Source organism: Pseudomonas sp. MD330_10, from assembly GCF_042610415.1.
Lineage (GTDB): Bacteria > Pseudomonadota > Gammaproteobacteria > Pseudomonadales > Pseudomonadaceae > Aquipseudomonas > Aquipseudomonas rhodesiae.
Genome location: NZ_JBHGZU010000002.1, coordinates 354,388 through 377,178 on the forward strand (window position 1 = coordinate 354,388; position 22,791 = coordinate 377,178).

The following is a 22,791-nucleotide window of genomic DNA, read 5'->3' on the forward strand; positions in this document are numbered from 1 at the left end:
GCCGTAGGCAGTGACGTGACCCTATGACAGGACATGCTATGGAATGGCTAGGTCTGCACTTTTTTACCGACCTTCCAGCGAACGGGCACTTATTACTCAACTGCAGTCATAACCCATTCCTGGTGCTGCTGGCTTATTTGGTCGCCTGCGCGGCGGGGTTCGGCACGCTGGATATGGCTGAACGGGTCGGCCATGTCGAAAACCCTACCGCCCGCCGCCACTGGCGCTGGCTTGGTGCGGGTTGCCTGGCCGGCGGCATCTGGTCGACTCACTTCATCAGCATGCTGGCCTTCCAGGCTCCCATCGCGTTTCACTACGAACTGCTCACAACCTTCACGTCCCTGTTGATCGCCCTCGTCGCTTCGCTGTTCGCAATGAAAACCCTCAGCCATACGAAGGTGCGACTGCATCAATACCTGCTCGCAGCTGTGTGGATAGGCATCGGCATCGCCCTGATGCATTACGTCGGCATGTCGGCCATGCGTTCTCAGGCCCAAATGTATTTCGACTCATGGCTGCTGCTGGCCTCAATCGGCATTGCCATGGGCGCCAGCCTGGCGGCGTTGTTGCTGTCGAGTTACCTGCGCACCGGCGCCGGAATATTCCATCAACTGCTCAAATACGCCGCCAGCCTGGTGCTGGGCGCGGGCATTATCAGCATGCATTTCACCGGAATGGCAGCCCTGCAATTGGTGGTGCCAACGGGTGCAGACCTTTCGCTACGGCTGGACAACAATCCCATCCAATTGGGTCTGTCGGTGGCTGTCATCACCCTGCTGGTCATCAGCAGCAGCATCAGCGCGGCCCTGGCGGACAAGAAGCTGCAGCACAAGGAACGCGATTTGCGCCGAGTCAACGCATTGCTCAGCGAACTGGACCAAGCTCGCGCCTCCTTGCAGCAGGTGGCCCATTACGATGCGCTGACCAGCCTGCTCAATCGTCGCGGGTTCAACCAGGTCTTTGCGGAGAAAGTTGCAGAAAACACCGTTAACCACGGCATGATGGCGGTGATCTTCCTCGATATCGATCATTTCAAGCGTATCAACGATAGCCTCGGCCATGACGCCGGCGACCAGCTCCTGACAGTGCTGGCCAGCCATATCAAAGGCTCGGTACGCAGCCATGCCGACGTGGTCGCCCGGTTCGGCGGCGACGAGTTCTGCATCCTCATCAGCATTCACCACCGCGATGAAGCGCGGCATCTGGCCCAACGCATCATGCAGAAAATGAAAGAACCAGTGGAACTGGCGGGCCGTCGGATGGTGATGACCACCAGCATCGGCATCAGCCTGTTTCCCGATGACGGTCAGACATGCGAAGAGCTGCTCAAAACCGCCGACCTGGCGCTTTATCAGTCCAAAGATGCGGGGCGCAACAGCCTGAATTTCTTCAGTTCCAACTTGAAGACCCGCGCCACCCTCGAATTGCAATTGGAAGAAGAACTGCGCAGTGCCCTGCGTACCGGAACCCAATTGGTGCTGTTCTACCAACCGATCTTCGACATGAAACTGGGCAAAGTCAGTCGCCTGGAAGCCCTGGTACGCTGGCAGCATCCACAGCACGGGCTGCTAGCCCCCGATCGGTTTATCGAGATTGCCGAAAACAACGGCTTGATCGCCGACCTGGACCACTGGGTGCTGCGCCAAGCCTGCCATGACCTGAGCCTGCTCACGGACCGGGGCTACACCGACTTGACCCTCTCGGTGAACTGCTCAGCCCTGAACCTGGAGCGGGATGAGCTGGCGGATGAAATCGAAGACGCTCTGCGCTTCAGCGGCCTGGCCGCCAATCGACTGGAGCTGGAAGTGACCGAGAACGCGCTGATGGGCAATATCAGTAGCACTCTGGCGCTGCTGCGGCAAATTCGCTCACTGGGCGTGTCGCTGGCGATTGATGATTTCGGCACCGGCTATTCGTCCCTCGCCTATCTCAAACGCTTGCCGCTCAACACATTGAAGATCGATTGCTCGTTTATCCAAGATATTCCCAAGTCCACCGCCGATATGGAGATCGTCCAGGCGATCATTGGCATGGGCCATACCCTTCACCTCCAAGTAGTGACCGAAGGCGTGGAAACCCAGAGCCAATTCGAACTGCTGCACGGCCTGGGCTGCGATTTCATCCAAGGCTACCTGTTAAGTCCGGCGGTGGCCGTCAGCGACATCATTGGCGTGGTTCAGGGCATTGAGCGGCGCAACCCTCTCCACCGGATGCGCGCCGCCGCCAGCAAGGAGTCGGCACTTTTGAAGGAGCCTTCGGCCAGCCGCAGCGGCGCCGGTTCGATCGTAAGGCCCATCCGTTGATCATCAATCTTTGGCATTTCGCCATCATTTCCCTAAAGATCGCCGACGAACGGCCGATTCATCAGAGTCCGCATCAGCGTTTTCTTGAGTGCTTCAGCCTCAAGCCCAACGGCGCAGGACAACGACGCACTGTAAAGTCGCGAACTCCCATTCCGTGATGGCCTTTTGATGCACTTCAGCCATCCGCCCAGGCACATGGCGCACAATGACTTCTAAAAATAACTCTGCCAACGTGGTATCCGACGTGTTGCTCACAGCTCCTGCGGAAAAAACCTCAGGTTCAAAGTCATTGAGCACCCCCTCCGCGCTGGCCACTCAGCAGTATTTGTACTTCACCGAAACCAACACCGACCGCATTCTCGATAACCTCGACGGCCTGCGCGACATGGTGTTCCCGCGCCCACCCCACGCCGAAGGCGATGGCGAACAGCACAGCGACCAGGAATTCCCCTCGGTGTGCCTGATCGGCCTGGGCCGTTGCGGTTCCAACATCGCTCTGGACGTGGCAGAACTGGTGTACAACGCGCGCAAGTTTTACCTGAACGAGTTCAGCACTGAAGACAAGTCGATCGATAAGGGTTACAGCCCGGCCCAATGGATTCGCAACAACTTGCGGCTGGGCAGCGGCAAGGCCAGCAAACCGGTGTTCCTGGTGGAGCCGCTGGTGATGCTGGGCGACCTGGATAAAGACATCGCCGGGCGTATCCGCTTCTCGCGCAAAAACGAAAAGAGCGGCTTCCTGCGCGATTACAGCAAAATGAAAATCATGGACCTGTCGGAAGTGCATGCCGGCGGCGCCGGTAACGCCCCGATCCTCGGCCAGTACCTGGCCAAGATCATCCTCAACAAAGATACCCAGCGTTTCTCCAGCCCCGACTGGAAGATGATCCACTCGTACCTCATCGACTCCTGCGGCATCAAAGCCAACCAGTCGCGCCTGTACTTTTCGATTTTCAGCGCCGGCGGCGGCACCGGCTCGGGGATGGCGTCCGAATTCGGCCTGGCTCAACAACACTCGTACATGAACAAAACGTTCGATACCAAACCCGCCGACGAGCACGACAGCAAGAGCGGACATGCCTTTGTATTCGAGCCGATCTTCACCAGCGGCATTTGCGTACTGCCGAATATTTCCGACCACCGCAGCGAAATGTCCGAGGCCTTGCACATCAACGCCGGGCGCCTGCTGTGCAAATACCTTTCCGAAGAATGGGACTTCTCGTACAACTTCGCCAATGAAGACAGCAGCGAAGCCAGCGTGAAGGGCCGTATCCGGCCGTGGAACGCCATGATGCTGATCTCCAACGACATCATGCGTTACGCCGAAGAGAGCGACGACGGCAATATCCAGAACATTGATGTCAATGCCATGGAGAAACACGCCAACCAGTACATCTCCCAGCAGATTTTCAACATCCTCACGGCCCAGGCGGTGACCACCGACTACGACCAGAACTATTTCCGCCGCGCCGGTATCGACATCGGCGAAACCATTCGCCTGGATGCCAACGACCTGTTTATGAGCCTGGCCGGCCCGGTGGCGATTGCCTACGCCGAATCCGTGGTCCCGGAAACCCCGGCGCCGTCGAATGACAAGTTCAAGGTGTTCGAAAAAGAACCTCAGCGCCTGAACATCGACGACCTGTTCTTCCGCTCCATCGATTTGCCGCACTTCAATAAAGTCACCCAGGCCATCGAAGGCATCAGCCTATTGCCGATCGAGTCCAAGCGTTACAAGGCGTCCCTGGAACAATACAAGAACTCCGGCTATGACGCGGCGGCGCTGCACGACCTGCACTTCTTCAAGAACTGCTCGTCGGTGGTGTCGATCGTCTCGCTGCCCAAGGACTACAAGCTGTCCTATATGGACCTGAATCGGCTCAAGACTCACCTCAACAGCCTGTTCCCCAACACCACGCTCAAGCGCTATGCCCTGGTGATCGGCGCGTCGGCCAACCTGTCACTGACCACCTTGATCGCCAAGAGCCCGTGCCTGTCGGACGACTTCCTCACCTTGATCGTGGCGTTTATCAAACGCTGCTTTGCGCGCAACCCGTATCGTTTCGACGACACCCTGGACAACTCGATCCTGGACTTCATCATCCACGAGGATTTCGACGAAGACCGTATCGACGAGTTGCTCAATGAGTTTGAAAACCCGGCGAAGATCCTCGATACCAACTGGTACGCGATCAAACCGATGTATGAGAAGAAGTACCGCGAGCTGATCAACGACAAAGAGAAGTTCGTGTCGATCAATGACATTCGCCTGTCACGGGATTGCGTGAAAAAGGCGATCAAGTACCTGCGTGAGATTTACCGTCATCGGATCGGGAAGACCAAGGTCATTTCGTTGAACAACCATACCGGCAAGACCGGCTGACGTGAGGCGATGCCATCGCGGCGGGTCCGCGATGGCGCTTTGAATGAAGGCCTTCATTTCACTGGCATACTTCGAAACAATTGCCCAGGCCTTCCTAGCCCCCTGAAACTGTTCCCGTGACGTGCACGTCACCCTCGGCTGTGACCTTTCTCTACGGCAAGATGCCATCACGCCGCCAGCGGTTACTCCGCTACACACTTCTTCGAGCAGAAATCACGCACCATTCTCGTGCAGAATTTTCTTACGACGCCCTTTCCTGGATCAGAATCCACGGAGAAACCACCACCGCCCATAGGCTTGGATCACGCTCCACCAGGTCCAATGCCCGCGGGGCAGACACTTCGCCGAGGCTGCCCGCGGCCAGCCAGGCCGCGACTTTGTCGCGATTGTCCTCGGCCATTCCCTCTGCGGCTTCGATCAAATCCAGGCTGGGGTCGACCCACAATAGGGCACCCTTGGCAAAGAACGGTTCAAGCTCCTTCCAGGAGATCTCGGCGGTTTCGCCGAGCAGCTTGGCATAGAGGGTGCTAGGTTCTTGCGTCATGGGAGTTCACCTGAAGAAAAAATCGGCGCAATCATAACGTCACGCTTCAGGCAGAAAAACCCAGTTGCAAATGCGTCAACGATTGAAAAGTGTCAGGAAAGCCAAGGAATGCGCGAGATACAGGTATCACCCCCGCCGCAATTCTGTCTTTTTCTTTCATTTAAGCGACACCCCCGGATTTGCCCCTGGCAGCCAGCTTTTCAAGCGATCAACCGGCGCTCTACACTGTACCGGTACAGTTGCCAGGCGGTTGCCGGGGGGATATCCGAGATATCCGATCCGGTTCAGCAGCTCACAAGGCCGCCAGAACTATAAAAAATACAACAGTAAGAGTGGAGCACTATGAATAAGGCTACTAAGCAGATTTCCAAACTGTTTGCCGCTATGGTCCTGGCTGGGGTTGCCGGCCATTCGTTCGCAGCCGACACCATCAAGATCGGCATCGCCGGCCCTAAAACCGGCCCTGTGACTCAGTACGGCGACATGCAGTTCATGGGTGCCAAGCAGGCCATCGCCGATATCAACGCCAAAGGCGGTGTCGACGGCAAGATGCTCGAAGCCAAGGAATACGACGACGCCTGCGATCCTAAGCAAGCCGTGGCCGTAGCCAACAAAGTGGTCAACGACGGCGTCAAATTCGTAGTCGGCCACCTGTGCTCCAGCTCCACCCAACCCGCCTCGGATATTTATGAAGACGAAGGCGTCATCATGATTACCCCGGCAGCCACCAGCCCGGAAATCACCACCCGTGGCTACAAGATGATCTTCCGCACCATCGGTCTGGACAGCGCCCAGGGCCCTGCGGCCGGTAACTACATCGCCGACCACGTGAAACCGAAAGTCGTTGCGGTACTGCACGACAAACAGCAATACGGTGAAGGCATCGCCACCGCCGTCAAGCAGACCCTCGAGAAGAAAGGCGTAAAAGTAGCCGTCTTCGAAGGCCTGAACGCTGGCGATAAAGACTTCTCCTCGATCATCCAGAAGCTCAAGCAAGCCAACGTCGACTTCGTCTACTACGGCGGCTACCACCCAGAGCTGGGCCTGATCCTGCGCCAGTCCAAGGAAAAAGGCCTGAACGCCAAGTTCATGGGTCCGGAAGGCGTCGGCAACGACTCCATCTCGCAGATCGCCCAGGACGCTTCCGAAGGCCTGCTGGTGACCCTGCCGAAGTCCTTCGACACCGACCCTGCCAACAAAGCCATCGTGGAAGAGTTCACCAAGAACAAGCAGGATCCAACCGGTCCGTTCGTGTTCCCAGCCTACTCGGCCATCGAAGTCATCGCGGGTGGCATCAAAGCCGCCGAGAGCGAAGACACCGCCAAAGTGGCTGCAGCCATCCACGCGGGCACTTTCAAGACGCCTACCGGCGACCTGAGCTTCGACAAAAACGGCGACCTGAAGGACTTCAAGTTCGTGGTCTACCAGTGGCACTTCGGCAAACCTAAAACCGAAGTATCCCCTCAGTAAGCCAGGCGTTACTGGTCAACAAGCCCACTGTGAAAGCAGTGGGCTTTGTTTTACGAGGTTTATGGGCCATGTCACCCGCGATCCGGGCGCTGGCTCACCTGAAAATCTTAAAACCGTCACCAGCGGTTCGCTGGCAAACGCAACGTGCAAATGTGCTCACAGAACACAGCACGGGGCCGGAACATGACTCCACCAGTGAAATGCGTATCGGGTTTTTAGGAGCGCTGTAATGCCTGAGATCTATCATTTTTTCCAACAGCTGGTTAATGGCCTGACCATTGGCAGCACCTATGCCTTGATAGCTATTGGCTACACAATGGTTTACGGCATCATTGGAATGATCAACTTCGCCCATGGCGAGGTGTACATGATTGGTTCCTACGTGGCCTTCATCGCCCTTGCCGGGCTGGCCATGATGGGTATCCACTCCCTGCCGCTGTTGATGACCGCTGCCTTTATTGCATCGATCGTCGTAACCAGTGCCTATGGCTACAGTATCGAACGCGTCGCGTACCGCCCCTTGCGCGGCAGCAACCGTTTGATCCCGCTGATTTCCGCCATCGGCATGTCGATTTTCCTGCAGAACACTGTATTGCTGTCCCAGGACTCCAAGGATAAATCCATCCCCAACCTGATCCCGGGGAGCATCTCCTTCGGCCCGGGCGGCGCGGAAGAAGTCCTGATTTCCTACATGCAGATTCTGGTCTTCGTGGTCACGCTGGTGGCCATGCTGGGCCTGACCGTGTTTATCTCTCGCTCCCGTCTGGGGCGCGCCTGCCGGGCGTGCGCCGAAGACATCAAGATGGCCAACCTGTTGGGCATCAATACCAACAACATCATCGCCCTGACCTTCGTGATCGGTGCCGCGCTGGCTGCCGTCGCGGCGGTGCTGCTGAGCATGCAGTACGGCGTGATCAACCCCAACGCCGGATTCCTGGTGGGCCTCAAGGCCTTCACTGCGGCGGTATTGGGCGGCATCGGCAGTATTCCGGGCGCGATGCTCGGCGGGTTGGTGCTGGGTGTGGCCGAAGCGTTTGGCGCCGATATCTTCGGCGACCAGTACAAGGACGTCGTGGCGTTCGGCCTGTTGGTCCTGGTGTTGTTGTTCCGTCCGACCGGCATCCTGGGCCGTCCGGAGGTTGAGAAAGTATGAGCAGATATCTTAAATCGGCGTTTTTCAGCGCCCTGTTGGTATGGGCCGTGGCGTTCCCGGTCCTCGGCCTCAAGCTGAGCATTGTCGGCATCAACCTGGAAGTGCATGGCACCGGTCCCGTGACCCTGACCATCATTGCCCTGTGCTCGGTGCTGATGTTCCTGCGCGTGCTGTTCACCCAGCAGGTGGGCGCCTTGTTCAAAGGCAACCGTGGCCCACTGGTATCGCCCAAGGTCAGTCAATTCCTAACCTTGCCGCGTACCCAGCGCTACATCATCGTCGGCCTGATCGTGGCCGCATTGATCTGGCCATTCTTCGGCTCGCGCGGCGCGGTGGACATCGCCACCCTGATCCTGATCTACGTGTTGCTGGGCCTGGGCCTGAACATCGTGGTGGGCCTGGCTGGTCTGCTCGACCTGGGCTATGTGGGCTTCTACGCGGTGGGTGCTTACACCTATGCGCTGCTGTCGCACTATCTGGGCTGGAGCTTCTGGATCTGCCTGCCGTTGGCGGGCATGGCGGCGGCGACGTTCGGCTTCCTGCTGGGCTTCCCGGTGCTGCGCCTGCGCGGTGACTACCTGGCCATCGTGACCCTGGGCTTCGGTGAAATCATCCGCTTGTTCCTGCGTAACCTCACCGACATCACCGGCGGCCCCAACGGCATCAGCAGCATCCCAAAGCCGACGTTCTTCGGGCTGACGTTCGACCGTAACGCCGCCGAAGGCCTGCAGACGTTCCACGAATACTTCGGGATCGACTACAACCCGGTGAGCAAAGTGGTGTTCCTCTACCTGGTCGCCCTGCTGCTGGCTCTGGCCGCGCTGTTCGTGATCAACCGCCTGTTGCGCATGCCGATCGGTCGTGCCTGGGAAGCGCTGCGCGAAGATGAAATCGCCTGCCGTGCCCTCGGCCTGAACCCGACCATCATCAAGCTCTCCGCGTTCACCCTGGGTGCTGCGTTCGCCGGTTTCGCCGGCAGCTTCTTCGCCGCGCGCCAAGGCTTGGTGACGCCGGAGTCGTTTACCTTTATCGAGTCGGCGATCATTCTCGCCATCGTGGTACTGGGTGGCATGGGCTCGCAGTTGGGCGTGATCCTGGCGGCGATCGTGATGATCCTGCTGCCGGAAATGATGCGTGAGTTCAGCGAATACCGCATGTTGATGTTCGGCGCCCTGATGGTGCTGATGATGATCTGGCGACCTCAAGGCCTGCTGCCCATGCAACGTCCACACATGGAGCTGCGCAAATGAGCCGCGAGATCCTGAAAGTCGAAAACTTGAGCATGCGCTTCGGCGGCTTGCTGGCGGTCAACGGCGTAGCCCTGACCGTCAAAGAGAAACAGGTCGTGGCATTGATCGGCCCCAACGGCGCCGGCAAGACCACGGTGTTCAACTGCCTTACCGGTTTCTACAAACCGAGCGGCGGCAGCATCCTGCTGGACGGCCAACCGATCCAGGGCCTGGCCGGCCACGAGATCGCCCGCAAAGGCGTGGTGCGCACGTTCCAGAACGTGCGGCTGTTCAAGGACATGACCGCCGTAGAGAACCTGTTGATTGCCCAGCACCGTCACCTGAACACCAACTTCTTTGCCGGCCTGTTCAAGACCCCGGGGTTCCGCAAAAGCGAACGCGAGGCCATGGAATACGCCGCGTATTGGCTGGACAAGGTCAACCTCACCGAGTTTGCCAACCGTCCCGCTGGCACCCTGGCCTACGGTCAGCAACGTCGCCTGGAAATCGCCCGCTGCATGATGACCCGCCCGCGGATTCTCATGCTCGACGAACCGGCCGCCGGCCTGAACCCCAAGGAAACCGAAGACCTCAAGGCGCTAATCAGCGTGCTGCGCGAGGAAAACAACGTGACGGTGCTGCTGATCGAGCACGACATGAAACTGGTCATGAGCATCTCCGACCATATCGTGGTGATCAACCAGGGTACGCCGCTGGCTGACGGGACCCCGGAGCAGATCCGCGACAATCCCGAAGTGATCAAAGCCTATTTGGGGGAAGCGTAAAATGCTGCAATTCGAAAACGTTTCCACTTTCTACGGCAAGATCCAGGCCCTGCACAGCGTCAACGTGGAGGTACGCCAGGGCGAAATCGTCACCCTGATCGGCGCCAACGGTGCCGGCAAATCCACCCTGCTGATGACTTTGTGCGGTTCACCACAGGCCTACAGCGGCAGCATCCGCTATATGGGTGAGGAACTGGTGGGCCAGCAGTCATCACACATCATGCGCAAGAGCATTGCCGTGGTGCCGGAAGGCCGCCGGGTGTTTTCGCGCCTGACCGTGGAAGAAAACCTGGCCATGGGCGGGTTCTTCACCGACAAGGGCGACTACCAAGAGCAGATGGACAAGGTGCTGCACCTGTTCCCCCGGCTCAAGGAGCGCTTCAGCCAGCGCGGTGGCACCATGTCCGGCGGCGAGCAACAAATGCTCGCCATCGGTCGGGCGCTGATGAGCAAGCCCAAGTTGCTGCTGTTGGACGAACCGTCCCTGGGCCTGGCACCGATTATCATCCAGCAGATCTTCGACATCATCGAACAACTGCGCAAGGACGGTGTGACCGTGTTCCTGGTGGAACAGAACGCCAACCAGGCACTGAAAATCGCCGACCGTGCCTATGTGCTGGAAAACGGCCGGGTGGTGATGGAGGGCTCGGGCGAGCAGTTGTTGACCGATCCGAAAGTGCGCGAGGCGTACCTGGGCGGTTAACACCCGGTTGCTACATGAACCGGGCTATCAATGTGGGATGGGGCAACCCCTCCCACATTTTTTTTGCATTATTCGAAGTTAATTCTCCCGCCCCTGTAACGAACTGCGTCGTCCCGCCTCTAGTGGTGCAAGCAGGCATTCAAGCCCGCTCCTCAACCCACTGCTGGAGATAATTCAATGACCACCAAACTGTCCGCTACCGCCCTGATCCTCGCCCTGGGCTCGTCCCTGAGCCTGTCCGCCCTGACCACCACCGCCCACGCCGCCGACGACGTGAAATGCTATGGCATCGCAGAAGCCGGCAAGAACGATTGCGCCGCAGGCCCCGGCACTTCCTGCGCCGGCACTTCGAAAACCAAGGATCAGGCCAATGCCTGGAAACTGGTACCTGCCGGCACCTGTACCCAAACCCCTAGCACCACCTCGCCGACCGGTTTCGGCCAGGAAGCCGCATTCGACGCCAAGTCCTGAAACCCGGCCGCGCCTGAGTACTGACGATGACACCTATATTCGCGCACCCGTCCTCACCGGCTCAGGCGCCCGGCTTGCCAGATCGAGCCGGGCTGGGGCTGAAACACGAGCACTTCATCGAAGTGCTCGAAACCTCACCCGACCTCGGTTTTTTTGAAGTACACGCCGAGAACTACATGATGGCCGGCGGCCCCTTTCATCATTATTTGGGGCTGATCCGCGACCAGTACCCGCTGTCCATGCACGGCGTGGGCCTGTCCATCGGCGGCGAAGGTTCGCTCAATCGCGAGCACCTGGCGCGCTTGGCCGCGCTGATCGAACGCTATCAACCTCAAGCCTTTTCCGAACACCTGGCTTGGTCCAGTCATGGCTCGGTGTTTCTCAATGACCTGCTGCCACTGGCTTACGACAGCGCCACCCTGCACCGCGTCTGTGAACATATTGACCAGGTACAAAGCACACTCAAGCGGCCCATGCTGCTGGAAAACCCATCGACTTATCTGCAATTCGAGCGTTCCACCCTGGATGAAACCGACTTCATCACCGAGGTCATCCGTCGCACCGGTTGTGGGCTGCTGTTGGACGTCAACAATGTCTACGTCTCATGCATCAACCACCAACGTGATCCGTCTGCCTACATCGATGCACTGCCATTACAGGCCGTGGGCGAGATTCATCTGGCCGGGTTTGCCGAAGACAGCGACAGCCTCGGCGATCGCCTGCTGATCGACGATCACGGCGCGCCCGTCGATAACGCCGTGTGGCAGTTGTATGAACAGGTGCTGGCGCGCATCGGCCCGATACCGACACTGATCGAACGCGACAATCAGGTGCCCGCATTGTCGGTGCTGCTGGCTGAAGCCCAGCATGCCGATGGGCTGTTAACGCAGGTGCGCCCATGAACCATCAAGCCACCTTCGCCAAGGCCTTGCTCGCGCCCGACCAAACCTGCCCAGACGGCCTGTTCAGTGGCAACGGCGCCGACCCGGCCAGCCGTTTCGCGGTGCATCGCAACACAGTGCACAACGGGTTGATCAACGCGCTGGCAGTGGCGTACCCGGTGACGCAGCTCCTGGTGGGCGAAGCGTTCTTTCGAGCCATGGCCGGTCTTTACGTGCAGGCGTGCCCGCCCACCAGCCCGCTGATCAGCGAATACGGCAGCACATTCGCCAACTTTATCCAGGGCTTCGAACCGGCGGCGAGCGTGCCTTACCTGGCGGATATCGCACGCTTGGAACGCCTGCGGGTCCGCGCTTACCACGCCGCCGATGACCGCCCGCTGGAGCCGCACACCGTACTTGCTGCCCTGCAGGCCCGCGCCGACCTCGGCACGGTGCGCCTACGGCTGCATCCCAGCGTCGCCACCCTGGCTTCGGCGTATGCCGTGGTCACAGTGTGGGCGGCGCATCAGACCGAAGGCGGCCTGGCCGCCCTTGATCCCGGGCATGCCCAAAGCGCACTGGTCCTGCGCCAGGGCCTGGAAGTCAAAGTGTTCGCCATCGACGCAGGTTCAGTGGCCTTTATCCAGCGCCTTGCCCAGGGCGAAGCCTTGCAGACCGCCGTAGAACGGGCCCTGGAGGCCAGCAATGACTTCGACCTGCACCAATGCCTGACGCTGTTGATCAGCCATCACGCCATCACTCATTTACACCTGGACTCAAAGGTATCGCCATGAACACCAGCGCACAGTGCCTGATCAAACGGGCCATCCAGCTTTTTGAACAAATCCCTTACAGCCTGATCGCCTTCCTCGCGCGTTTTTCCATCGCCGCCGTGTTCTGGAAATCCGGGCAGACCAAGGTCCAGGGTTTTGCCATTGACCTGATCAACGGCACCTTCGAGCTGGGAGAGCCGCGCCTGGCGGCTTCGACGCTGCCGCTGTTTCGCAGCGAATACAAGGTGCCATTGCTGTCGCCGGAAGTGGCCGCGCACCTGGCCGCCTTCGCCGAGCACTTTTTCCCACTGCTGATCCTGCTGGGACTGGCCACGCGGTACTCCGCACTGGCCCTGATCGGCATGACCCTGGTGATTCAACTGTTCGTCTACCCGGACGCTTATCCAACCCACGGCACCTGGCTCACCGTACTTTTGCTGCTCGTTGCCAAGGGGCCGGGGCGTCTGTCCATCGATCACCTGATTGCACGGCGCTACGGTTAAAGCCGGTCCAAAGCCTCGCCGCTGCGCTTGAACCACTCCACCAGGTAATCGGCCAGCACCTGGGTGCGGCGCGGCAGGCCGCCCTGGTAAGGGTGAACCAGATACATCGGCTGACTTCGCGTTTGATAATCGCGCAACAGCCAGCGTAAACGTCCGTCAGCCAGCTCAGCCGGCAGTACGTAGGACGGCAGACGGGCGATCCCCGCCCCCACCAGCGCGGCTTTTTTCAGCAGGTTGTAGTGATTGGAGGCGAAGGTGCCGCTGACCCGCACCCGCAGCAATTCGTGTTGCTGGTGGTACAGCCACTCTTCGCGGCCGCTGTAGTGGCTGTTGAGCAGGCAACGGTGCGTGGCCAAGTCCGCCGGGGTTCGCGGTTCGCCGTGCTGCTCCAGGTAGGCCGGGCTGGCGCAGGTCATTTCGTGCCAGGCCAGCAATGGTTTGGCGACAAGGCGCTCATCTTCAATCGCCCCCGAGCGCACGCCCAGATCGAAACCGTCCCGCGCCAGATCCCGGTAGCGGTTGTTCAGCTCCAGCTCGATCTGGACCTGCGGATAGCGCTCAGTGAACTCCAGCAGCACGCCATCGAAGAAGGTTTCCCCCAGGGAAACCGGCACCGTCATGCGCACCGGCCCCGCCAGGTCGTCCTTGAGTCGCGCCAGGGCCTGACGCGCCCGCTCCACCTGCACCACCAAGGCCTGGGCCTGAGGTAGCAACGCCGCGCCGGCGGCCGTCAGGCTGAGCCGGCGTGTGGTGCGGTGCAGCAACACCACGCTGAACTGCGCTTCCAGCTGGCTGATGCGCTTGGACAGTTGCCCCTTGCTGCAACCCAGTTGTTCGGCAGCCAACGTAAAACTGCCCGCTTCGATCAACACGGCGAAGGCCGCCAGGTCATCCATTTCGCTCATGGATTGTTTCCATTTGAAAACCAAAGGTTGCCTATTAGCGCGTTTATCCCATGCAAAAGCCAGCCTAGACTGGCCCTTCAATCAGCCCTTGAAGGAATAGCAACATGAAAATCCTATTGATTGGCGCCAACGGCACCGTCGGTTCAGCCGTCAAGGCAGAGCTGGCTCAGCGTCACGAGGTGATCAGCATCGGTCGCAACAGCGGCGATTTCCAAGTGGACATCAGCGACAGCGCTTCCATCCGCAAGTTGTTCGAACAGACCGGCAACTTCGACGCCCTGATCTGCGCCGCCGGCAGCGTGAACTTCGTGGCGCTGGGCGAGATGCAGGACAGCGACTTCGAACTGGGCCTGCGTGACAAGCTCATGGGCCAGGTCAATCTGCTGCTGATCGGCCGCGAGTACGCCAACGATGGCGCCTCCTTTACGTTCACCAGCGGCATTCTCAACCGCGACCCGATTCGTACCGGCGCTTCGGCGGCCTTGGTCAACGGCGCAATCGATGGGTTTGTCAAAGCCGCCGCGATCGAATTGCCGCGCGGTCTTCGCGTCAACTCCGTGAGCCCGACGGTGCTGGTGGAAGCCATGGGCAGCTACGCGCCGTACTTCCGTGGCTACAAGCCGGTCACCGGTGCCGATGTGGCATTGGCCTACGCAAAAAGTGTCGAAGGCTTGCAGACCGGCCAGACGTTTATCGTGGGTTGACTGTAGCGTCTGTCAGAACTGCCTGAAGCTGGCGAGTGGGCTTGTGATGCAACGCCAGCCTGCGTAACGTGGCGGCACTTGCCTGGAGACCCTTTATGCGTGCCGCCCGTACCTTCGCCCTGTTCGCCTTGCTTCCTTTGTTCACCGCTTGCCAAATGTTCGAAAGCGAGCCAGCCAAACCCTCCCTCGCCGGGTTGACTCGCATGCAGGGCGAACTCACGGCCGATGGTGGCAAACTGCTGTTCCAGCCGTGCAACGACAAGCGCAACTACGTGGTCAAGGACACCGGCGGTACCAGTATCCTGCAGGAAGCGGCAGCGCTGGCCGGGCAGCAAGGGGCGTTATTTGCCGACTTGCGTGGCAAGTTTTCCGGCGTGGCGGCCGGCGCCCAGGGCGAAGTGGAGCTGCAGCAGCTGTACCGCGTGGAACGTTCCACCGACGCCTGCAACGACCCGGACTTCAAACGCATGATCCTGCGCGCCAACGGCCACAAGCCGGCCTGGGCCCTGAACGTGGCGGCCAAGGGCATGGTGCTCGAACGCGAAGGCCAACCACCGCTGGCGGTGCCCTATGTGGAAGAACAGTTGGGCGACGGCCGTTTCAACCTGATGACCGAAGCCAATAACGAACACATCGAACTGTGGGTGGCCCCGCAACGCTGCGTGGACAGCGTCAGCGGCAGCCTGCAGCACATGAGCGCCGAATTGCGGATCAACGGTAAAGTCCAGCGTGGCTGCGCAGCTTTCGGCGGTTCGCGGGACGATTGATCGGCGCCCGCGCTGTTTTAGCATGACGGGATACCCAGGTTGGGGCTTATAATCGCCGGTTTGCAAAACCGCCGGCCTTACCAGACGCCGCACACCGGATCCCGTCATGTTACGAATCACCGAACTCAAGCTGCCCATCGACCATCCCGAAGAAGACCTGCGGCCCGCCATCGTGCAGCGCCTGGGCATCGCCAGTGATGACCTGCTCGATTTCACCCTCTTCAAACGCAGCTACGATGCGCGCAAGAAATCGTCGGAACTGTGCTTTATTTACACCATCGACCTGACCGTCAAAGGTGACGAAGCCGCGCTACTGCGCAAGTTTGCCGATGACCGCAACGTCAACCCGGCGCCGGATGTCAGCTACAAAGTGGTCGGCCATGCCCCGGCCGATCTGGTGGAACGACCAGTAGTGGTCGGGTTCGGCCCATGCGGCATCTTTGCCGGGCTGTTGCTGGCGCAGATGGGCTTCAAGCCGATCATCCTCGAACGCGGCAAGGAAGTGCGCCAACGCACCAAGGATACCTGGGGCCTATGGCGCAAAAGCGTGCTCAACCCCGAGTCCAACGTGCAGTTCGGTGAAGGCGGCGCCGGGACGTTTTCCGACGGCAAGCTGTACAGCCAGATCAAAGACCCGCAGTTCCACGGCCGCAAAGTGCTGCACGAGTTCGTCAAGGCCGGTGCGCCGGAAGAGATCCTCTACGTCAGCAAGCCCCATATCGGCACCTTCCGCCTGACCGGCGTGGTGGAAAATATGCGTCAGCAGATCATCGCCCTCGGCGGTGAAGTGCGCTTCGAGCAACGGGTAACCGACGTGCTGATCGAAGACGGCCAATTGAACGGCGTGGTGCTCGATGGCGGCGAGCAGATTTTGTCCAAGCATGTGATCCTCGCCCTCGGCCACAGCGCGCGCGATACGTTCCGCATGCTGCACAGCCGTGGTGTGTACATGGAAGCCAAGCCGTTTTCGGTGGGCTTTCGTATCGAACACCCGCAGTCGTTGATCGACGCCGCACGCCTGGGTAAGTACGCCGGTCACCCGAAACTCGGCGCCGCCGACTACAAATTGGTGCACCACGCCAAGAACGGCCGTTCGGTCTACAGCTTCTGCATGTGCCCGGGCGGTACGGTGGTCGCCGCTACGTCCGAGCCGCACCGCGTGGTGACCAACGGCATGAGCCAGTACTCGCGTAACGAACGCAATGCCAACTCCGGCATCGTGGTCGGCATCACGCCGGAAGTGGACTACCCCGGCGGCCCGCTGGCTGGTATCGAGCTGCAGGAGCGCCTGGAATCCCACGCTTATGTTCTCGGCGGCAGCAACTACGAGGCACCGGCGCAACTGGTCGGCGACTTCATTGCGGGCAAGCCGTCCACCGCCCTGGGCAGCGTGGAACCGTCCTACAAACCGGGGGTGTCCCTGGGCGATCTGGCCTTGGCACTGCCGGACTTCGCCATCGAAGCGATTCGGGAAGCGTTGCCGGCGTTCGAGAAGCAGATCAAGGGGTACTCGCTGCACGATGCCGTGTTGACCGGTATCGAGACCCGCACCTCATCGCCGCTGCGGATTACTCGTAACGAATCGATGCAGAGCCTGAACGTAAAAGGTCTGTTTCCGGCCGGCGAAGGCGCGGGTTATGCCGGTGGAATTCTGTCGGCGGGCGTGGACGGGATCCGGATTGCCGAGGCATTGGCGCGGGATATGTTGGCCAGACGGGGCTGAAGCGGCAAGCGGTAAGCGGCAAGTGCGTTTGCTCTGACTTGCCGCTGCTCTCTTAAATATTCGCCCGCAGTACGCTGGCGGGCAGCGGTTCGCCGCGCTCCACACTGGCGGCAACGGCCGATATCAAAGCACCCAGTTCATACCCCTGCCCCGCCAGCCACGCGTGATCGTAATAGGTGGTGGCATAGCGCTCGCCACCGTCACATAGGATCGCTACGATCGAGCCCGACTCCCCCGCCGCTTTCATCTGCTGCGCGGCCATCAGCGCGCCGATCAGATTGGTCCCGCTGGACCCGCCGACGCGTCGTCCCAGGCGCTCGGCCAGGTAATGCATGGCGGCCAAGGACAGCGCATCCGGCACCTTGACCATCGCGTCGATGACTTTCGGCAGAAACGACGCTTCCACTCGTGGCCGGCCGATGCCTTCGATGCGCGAACCGCAATCCAGGCGCAGGCTGGCGTCGCCGCTCTGATAGAAGTCGAAGAACACCGAGCGTTCGGCATCGGCGCATAACACGCGGGTGCAATGCTGGCGATAGCGCACATAACGCCCCAGGGTGGCGGTGGTGCCGCCGGTGCCGGGGCTGGAAATCAGCCAGCTCGGCTCGGGGTGCTGCTCAAAGCGCATCTGCTGGAAGATCGACTCGGCAATGTTGTTGTTCGCGCGCCAGTCGGTGGCACGCTCGGCATAGGTGAACTGGTCCATGAAGTGACCGCCGCTTTCCTGCGCCAAGCGTTCGGACTCGGCGTAAATCTGGGTCGGATCCTGCACCAAATGGCTCTTGCCACCGTAGAACGCGATCTGCGCGATTTTTTCCTGGGAGGTGGTGGCGGGCATGACCGCAATGAAAGGCAAGCCGAGCAGCCGCGCAAAGTACGCCTCCGAAATCGCCGTGGAGCCGCTGGACGCTTCGATCACCGGCGCGCCTGGTTTAAGCCAGCCGTTACACAAGGCATACAGAAACAACGAGCGCGCCAAGCGATGTTTCAGGCTGCCGGTGGGGTGGCTGGACTCATCTTTGAAGTACAACTCAATTCCCGGCAAGCCCGGTAACGGCAGGGGAATCAGGTGGGTGTCGGCGCTGCGCTGGAAATCCGCTTCAATGATGCGAATGGCTTCGCGAGCCCAGGGGCGGTGGTCACTCATCGGGGGTGATCTCTCAAGGATTTTGAACGCAATCTTAGGATGTTTCCTACACTCCACACAGATACAGTGAGGACGCAATCAGACACACAATTGCTAGTGTTTGGCGCGATGCCTTTGTCGACCGCTGCTTATAACAAATAAGAATATAACTTTTGTTTTAACAACTATCGGTACGGGTTAGGGTAGCCACCTATTGAACTTGGATTGGAGAGCATCCCTTGGCTCTGCGTAGCACGTTTACCCGTTTCTTTCAGCTCGAAGCCGCCAGTGGCCTGCTGCTGATCGCCGCTGCGGCGTTGGCGCTGATCGTCAACAACTCGCCGTTGTCGCACCTTTACGCCGCGTTTCTCGACGTGCCCGTGGTGGCGCAGGTCGGTGCCTTGCAAATCGCCAAGCCGGCCCTGCTGTGGATCAACGACGGCCTGATGGCCCTGTTCTTTCTGCTGATCGGCCTTGAGGTCAAGCGCGAGCTGCTCGACGGCCACCTGTCCAAGCCCTCCCAAGTGGTGCTGCCGGGCGCCGCGGCGATTGGTGGCATGGTGGTGCCGGCGCTGATTTACTGGGCCATTAACAAGGACTACCCCGCCGCACTTTCTGGCTGGGCGATCCCGATGGCTACCGACATTGCCTTCGCCCTTGGCGTACTGGCCCTGCTCGGCAAGCGTGTACCGGTGTCGTTGAAACTGTTTCTGATGACCTTGGCCATCATCGATGACCTGGGTGCGATCATTGTGATCGCCGTGTTCTATTCCACCGACCTGTCCGGTGTCGCCCTGGCCGGCGCGGGCGCATGTCTGTTGGCGTTGATTGCGATGAACCGTCTGGGCGTGATCAAGCTCGCGCCTTACCTGATCGTCGGGCTGATCCTATGGGTATGCGTACTCAAGAGCGGCGTACACGCCACGCTGGCCGGTGTGACCCTGGCATTCTGCATTCCGATGCGCACCAAGAACGCCGAGCCTTCGCCGTTGCTGACCCTGGAACACGCCCTGCACCCGTGGGTGGCTTACGGCATTCTGCCGCTGTTCGCCTTTGCCAATGCCGGCGTCTCCCTCACTGGTGTCAGCCTGGAAAGCTTTACCCACCATGTGCCGATGGGCATCGCCACCGGGCTGTTGATCGGTAAGACCGTCGGCGTGTTCGGCTTGACCTGGCTGGCCATCAAGACCGGCCTGGCCGCGCTGCCGGAAGGGGCCAACTGGGGCCAGGTATTCGGTGTGGCGATCCTGTGCGGTATTGGCTTCACCATGAGCCTGTTCGTCGGCTCCCTGGCGTTCGTACCAGGGGCCAGCGAATTTGCCGGTGAAGACCGCATGGGCATTCTGACCGGGTCGATCCTGGCGGCCTGCATCGGCTATGCCGTGACCGCGATGGCGAGCCGCAAGAAAGCCTGATTACCCAGGTACACGGCGTACAAAAAAACCCCAACCGGTGACCCGGTTGGGGTTTTTCTTTACCTGCTGATTACGCCTTAGCGGGTAACACGGCTGGTACCGTCAACAGTCATGATGCGCACGCGGTCGCCGATGCGGAAGATTTCATTTTCCTGCACGGCCTGGACGTAGGCGCGCATGCTGCCATCGTCTTCGCGCACGGTGATTTCGACACCTTGGGTACGGGTCAGACCTTCTTCCGTAGCCGAACCCAACAGGCCACCGGCCACAGCACCGATCACCGCCGTGACGATACTGCCGCGACCGCCGCCGATGGCGCTGCCACCCACGCCGCCGATGACTGCACCGGCTGCGCCGCCGATAGGGGTTTTGGTGCCTTCGATTTTTACCGGACGCAGGGATTCGATGGTACCCATGCGAACGGTCTGTACACGACGCGCTTCATCACGGGAGTACGAGTCGCCGGTCAGACTCGAGGCGCAGCCACCCAACAGCAGAGACAAGGTGGTAAAGCAGGCAACCAGTAAAACAGACTTACGCATAGCATCAACTCCAAAGGACAGGTATTCATTAAACGCTGCCGCTTGACGCCTGTCACGGCAAGCCCGGCAAAAAACTGCTTTCATTCAGCCTGAGTACAGACAGCCCGCACCAGACAACTCGACGAACGGTAGCACCGCCCTCCGTCTCAGGACATCCATGGACTATTTCATTATTCTAGTCACAACCCTTGCCGGCCTGTATTTCCACGCCTGGCTCTACGTGCGAATCAGGCGCTGGACTGACCGCGACCTGGCACTGTCGCTGGCCGGTGACGATCCGCACAAACGCAGTTTTATGCTGCAACAGCTGGAAAGCGCCCGCCAACTGAAGATCAAACGCCGCGACTTGGCTGACTGGTTGAAGAACGCCGCCCAGCACTACACGCCCGAAGCCTCTTTAACAGAGACTGCGGGGTGAAGGGCATCATTCAGCGTAAGTGACGAAAGGTGAAGCTCAGGGCGCCAGACGCTCGCGGATCCACTGAGTATCTTGCAGGCGGTAGTTCAGGCGGTCGTGCAGGCGGCTGGCGCGGCCCTGCCAGAACTCGATGCGCTCGGGCAGCAGGCGATAGCCGCCCCAATGCTCGGGGCAATCGGGTTGGGTATCGCTGAAGCGCTGCTCGGTGACCTTGAGCAGTTCTTGCAGTTCTTCACGGTCACGGATCACCCGGCTCTGGGGCGAGGCCCAGGCACCTAAGCGGCTGCCCAGAGGGCGGACCTGGAAGTACGCGTCCGACTCTTGCGGCGTGACCTTGACCACCCGCCCTTCGATACGCACTTGGCGCTCCAGGCTCGGCCAGAAAAACGTCATTGCCGCGAACGGCCGCGCCGCGAGCTGCTGACCCTTGGCACTTTCGTAGTTGGTAAAGAAGGTAAAGCCCTGGGTATCCAGGCCCTTGAGCAACAGGATACGGCAGTGCGGCCGCCCATCCTGATCGACCGTGGCCAGGGTCATGGCATTGGCCTCCACCGGTGGCTGCTCGGTCTTCACCGCATCGGCAAACCACTGGTGAAACAGCGCAAACGGCTCGCTCGGGGCCTGGGCCTCGCTCAAACCGTCCCGTGTGTAGTCACGACGCATATCGGCCAGTGCCTGGGTCATGCGGCTTTATCCTTCTGGTTCAGCGGATCAGTTTTTTGCCTGGTCGTTGGTAGCCGGGGCAGCAGCCTTGGCTTTGGCCGGCGCTGGCTTCTTCGCGGCCGGCTTGGCGGGAGCCTTTTTTGCAGCCGGCTTGGCGGCAGCCTTCTTGGCAGCTGGTGCTTTCTTGGCCGGAGCCTTGGCAGCAGGAGCGGCCGGGGCTGGCGCGTTCTGCACTGCGACCATTTCAGCCACAGGCGGGGTTTTGCCCGAGTTGTACTTGCTCAACAGAGCCAGCATGGTGGTGCGTTGAGTGAACATGATTTCCATGCGACGGTTCAGAGCGCGACCCTGGTTGCTGTCGTTGGCGGCACGCGGCATCAGGTCGCCCATGCCACGCAGCATCAAGCGGTCCTGCTTGAGGCCGCTGAGGCTGAAGATCGAAGCGATGGACTGCGCACGTTCCTTGGTCAATGCCTGGCTGGCCGGGGCGCTGCCGGTAGCATCAACGTGACCCAACACCAGAACGGCGGTTTTGGGATCGGATTCAACCGCTTTGGCCACACGGGTAAAAGGCCCCAGGGTCACCGGCAACAACATCGCCGGGCGCTTAGGATTGTAGGAACCGTCCACCGGGGCAATGACCACCAGCACGTTGTCGCGACGTTCCAGTTGCAGGTTGCTGTCCTTGATGGCGGCACGCAGGCGCGGCTCATAGTCGTCCAACCAAGCCTGGGTGATTTTCGGATCGGGCATCTGCACGTTGGTCACATCGACCTTGGCCAGTGGCTTGGGCTTGCTTTCGAACGGCCACCACCAGTGAGTTTCGGTGTCGGTCTTGGCGACAGCTGGCGCCGGGGCCGGATCTGCGGCTTTGAGATCGGCTTTCAAGTCGGCCTTGGCATCGGCGGCCTTGGCATCAGCGTTCTTCGACGAAAATGGCCACCAGCTGGAACCGGTGTCGGCCTTGGCAACCGGTGCCGCAGTGGCAGGTGCCGGCGCAGGGGCAGGGGCAGCCGCGGTAGCTGGAGCGGCAGGCTTGGCGCCGGCGGCGGGTTTAGCGTCCGGTTTGGCATCGGTCTGGCTTACTGCGTCCTTGGCAGCCGTCTTATCCGATCCAAATGACCACCAATGCCCGCCTTCGGCATCATTTTGTGGAGTTTGTGCACATCCGGTAATAGTGAGGCAGAGCGCCAGAGCCAAGGACTTGTTCGATAACATGAGATATCCACAAAATGAGAAAAGAAACGGGGGTCTGGGTGACCCGTTAAACAGACGCTTACAGAACATTAAAGTTACATGATTTCGTTCAGCGCCTTTTATAGTTGCCTTT

22 protein-coding genes are annotated in these 22,791 nt (G+C 60.0%); 16 read left to right on the forward strand and 6 right to left on the reverse strand.

Going from position 1 to position 22,791, the window contains the following annotated elements; all coding sequences use genetic code 11:
* Positions 1 to 38 precede the first annotated feature (38 nt).
* Both ACFZPT_RS04740 and ACFZPT_RS04745 read left to right on the forward strand, forming a co-directional pair.
* On the forward strand, positions 39 to 2,303 hold the full coding sequence (locus ACFZPT_RS04740; protein ID WP_047881523.1) for a bifunctional diguanylate cyclase/phosphodiesterase: 2,265 nt from the start codon (positions 39 to 41) through the stop codon (positions 2,301 to 2,303).
* 205 nt (positions 2,304 to 2,508) lie between these two features.
* Positions 2,509 to 4,686 carry a hypothetical protein gene (locus ACFZPT_RS04745; RefSeq protein WP_034096302.1) on the forward strand — a complete coding sequence of 726 codons (2,178 nt, stop codon included), beginning with the start codon at positions 2,509 to 2,511 and terminating at the stop codon, positions 4,684 to 4,686.
* Between the two features lie 241 nt (positions 4,687 to 4,927).
* Here ACFZPT_RS04745 and ACFZPT_RS04750 read toward each other — a convergent pair whose 3' ends face one another.
* Complete coding sequence (locus ACFZPT_RS04750; RefSeq protein WP_034096301.1) at positions 4,928 to 5,230, reverse strand: DUF2288 domain-containing protein; 303 nt, start codon at positions 5,228 to 5,230, stop codon at positions 4,928 to 4,930.
* A 342-nt stretch (positions 5,231 to 5,572) separates the two neighbouring features.
* Between ACFZPT_RS04750 and ACFZPT_RS04755 the strand changes: the two genes are divergently transcribed.
* The 9 genes from ACFZPT_RS04755 to ACFZPT_RS04795 all read left to right on the forward strand — a co-directional run bounded on the left by ACFZPT_RS04755 (position 5,573) and on the right by ACFZPT_RS04795 (position 13,198).
* Positions 5,573 to 6,700 carry a branched-chain amino acid ABC transporter substrate-binding protein gene (locus tag ACFZPT_RS04755; RefSeq protein WP_034096300.1) on the forward strand — a complete coding sequence of 376 codons (1,128 nt, stop codon included), beginning with the start codon at positions 5,573 to 5,575 and terminating at the stop codon, positions 6,698 to 6,700.
* Between the two features lie 229 nt (positions 6,701 to 6,929).
* Complete coding sequence (livH, locus tag ACFZPT_RS04760) at positions 6,930 to 7,853, forward strand: high-affinity branched-chain amino acid ABC transporter permease LivH (protein WP_034096299.1); 924 nt, start codon at positions 6,930 to 6,932, stop codon at positions 7,851 to 7,853.
* The gene (locus ACFZPT_RS04765) at positions 7,850 to 9,103 is read left to right on the forward strand and encodes a high-affinity branched-chain amino acid ABC transporter permease LivM (RefSeq protein WP_034096298.1); all 1,254 of its coding nucleotides are present in this window, start codon (positions 7,850 to 7,852) and stop codon (positions 9,101 to 9,103) included. The genes livH and ACFZPT_RS04765 overlap by 4 nt, the downstream gene beginning before the upstream one ends.
* On the forward strand, positions 9,100 to 9,867 hold the full coding sequence (livG, locus tag ACFZPT_RS04770) for a high-affinity branched-chain amino acid ABC transporter ATP-binding protein LivG (RefSeq protein ID WP_034096297.1): 768 nt from the start codon (positions 9,100 to 9,102) through the stop codon (positions 9,865 to 9,867). Before ACFZPT_RS04765 ends, livG begins: the two co-directional genes overlap by 4 nt.
* A 1-nt stretch (position 9,868) precedes the next feature.
* The gene (locus ACFZPT_RS04775; RefSeq protein ID WP_034096296.1) at positions 9,869 to 10,570 is read left to right on the forward strand and encodes an ABC transporter ATP-binding protein; all 702 of its coding nucleotides are present in this window, start codon (positions 9,869 to 9,871) and stop codon (positions 10,568 to 10,570) included.
* 177 nt (positions 10,571 to 10,747) lie between these two features.
* Complete coding sequence (locus ACFZPT_RS04780; RefSeq protein WP_034112215.1) at positions 10,748 to 11,041, forward strand: DUF2282 domain-containing protein; 294 nt, start codon at positions 10,748 to 10,750, stop codon at positions 11,039 to 11,041.
* A gap of 26 nt (positions 11,042 to 11,067) precedes the next feature.
* The gene (locus ACFZPT_RS04785) at positions 11,068 to 11,943 is read left to right on the forward strand and encodes a DUF692 domain-containing protein (protein WP_040267523.1); all 876 of its coding nucleotides are present in this window, start codon (positions 11,068 to 11,070) and stop codon (positions 11,941 to 11,943) included.
* Entirely contained in the window at positions 11,940 to 12,716 is a 777-nt protein-coding gene (locus tag ACFZPT_RS04790; RefSeq protein WP_099312677.1) for a DNA-binding domain-containing protein, read from the forward strand. Before ACFZPT_RS04785 ends, ACFZPT_RS04790 begins: the two co-directional genes overlap by 4 nt.
* Positions 12,713 to 13,198 (forward strand): DoxX family protein, encoded by a 486-nt coding sequence (locus ACFZPT_RS04795; protein WP_099312679.1) that lies wholly within the window; start codon positions 12,713 to 12,715, stop codon positions 13,196 to 13,198. Before ACFZPT_RS04790 ends, ACFZPT_RS04795 begins: the two co-directional genes overlap by 4 nt.
* Here the strand turns inward: ACFZPT_RS04795 and ACFZPT_RS04800 are convergent.
* Positions 13,195 to 14,103: a LysR family transcriptional regulator gene (locus tag ACFZPT_RS04800; RefSeq protein ID WP_034096291.1), complete on the reverse strand. Its 909-nt coding sequence runs from the start codon at positions 14,101 to 14,103 to the stop codon at positions 13,195 to 13,197. The genes ACFZPT_RS04795 and ACFZPT_RS04800 overlap by 4 nt on opposite strands.
* Before the next feature lie 104 nt (positions 14,104 to 14,207).
* On the opposite strand from ACFZPT_RS04800, the gene ACFZPT_RS04805 reads away from it, so the two are divergent.
* From ACFZPT_RS04805 to ACFZPT_RS04815, 3 genes are all read left to right on the forward strand, one after another.
* Positions 14,208 to 14,807 carry a short chain dehydrogenase gene (locus tag ACFZPT_RS04805; protein WP_034112210.1) on the forward strand — a complete coding sequence of 200 codons (600 nt, stop codon included), beginning with the start codon at positions 14,208 to 14,210 and terminating at the stop codon, positions 14,805 to 14,807.
* A 95-nt stretch (positions 14,808 to 14,902) separates the two neighbouring features.
* Positions 14,903 to 15,574 (forward strand): COG3650 family protein, encoded by a 672-nt coding sequence (locus ACFZPT_RS04810; protein WP_034096289.1) that lies wholly within the window; start codon positions 14,903 to 14,905, stop codon positions 15,572 to 15,574.
* A 106-nt stretch (positions 15,575 to 15,680) separates the two neighbouring features.
* Positions 15,681 to 17,297, forward strand: coding sequence for an NAD(P)/FAD-dependent oxidoreductase (locus tag ACFZPT_RS04815; protein WP_047881526.1), 1,617 nt, complete (start codon positions 15,681 to 15,683; stop codon positions 17,295 to 17,297).
* A gap of 52 nt (positions 17,298 to 17,349) precedes the next feature.
* Here the strand turns inward: ACFZPT_RS04815 and ACFZPT_RS04820 are convergent, their stop codons facing one another.
* Positions 17,350 to 18,444 carry a PLP-dependent cysteine synthase family protein gene (locus ACFZPT_RS04820; RefSeq protein ID WP_034112209.1) on the reverse strand — a complete coding sequence of 365 codons (1,095 nt, stop codon included), beginning with the start codon at positions 18,442 to 18,444 and terminating at the stop codon, positions 17,350 to 17,352.
* Positions 18,445 to 18,662: 218 nt separating this feature from the next.
* Here ACFZPT_RS04820 and nhaA point away from each other — a divergent pair, with 218 nt between their 5' ends.
* Positions 18,663 to 19,838, forward strand: a complete 1,176-nt coding sequence (nhaA, locus tag ACFZPT_RS04825) for a Na+/H+ antiporter NhaA (protein WP_099312681.1) — start codon at positions 18,663 to 18,665, stop codon at positions 19,836 to 19,838.
* Positions 19,839 to 19,915: 77 nt separating this feature from the next.
* Here nhaA and ACFZPT_RS04830 read toward each other — a convergent pair whose 3' ends face one another.
* A complete protein-coding gene (locus tag ACFZPT_RS04830) occupies positions 19,916 to 20,380 on the reverse strand; it encodes a glycine zipper 2TM domain-containing protein (RefSeq protein WP_003189251.1) in 465 nt (154 codons plus the stop codon).
* A gap of 157 nt (positions 20,381 to 20,537) precedes the next feature.
* Between ACFZPT_RS04830 and ACFZPT_RS04835 the strand changes: the two genes are divergently transcribed.
* On the forward strand, positions 20,538 to 20,798 hold the full coding sequence (locus ACFZPT_RS04835; protein ID WP_034112208.1) for a hypothetical protein: 261 nt from the start codon (positions 20,538 to 20,540) through the stop codon (positions 20,796 to 20,798).
* 36 nt (positions 20,799 to 20,834) lie between these two features.
* On the opposite strand, the gene pdxH is transcribed toward ACFZPT_RS04835, so the two are convergent.
* Positions 20,835 to 21,482: a pyridoxamine 5'-phosphate oxidase gene (gene pdxH / locus ACFZPT_RS04840; RefSeq protein WP_034112207.1), complete on the reverse strand. Its 648-nt coding sequence runs from the start codon at positions 21,480 to 21,482 to the stop codon at positions 20,835 to 20,837.
* Positions 21,483 to 21,509: 27 nt separating this feature from the next.
* Positions 21,510 to 22,679 carry an OmpA family protein gene (locus ACFZPT_RS04845; protein ID WP_099312683.1) on the reverse strand — a complete coding sequence of 390 codons (1,170 nt, stop codon included), beginning with the start codon at positions 22,677 to 22,679 and terminating at the stop codon, positions 21,510 to 21,512.
* Positions 22,680 to 22,791: the final 112 nt, after the last annotated feature.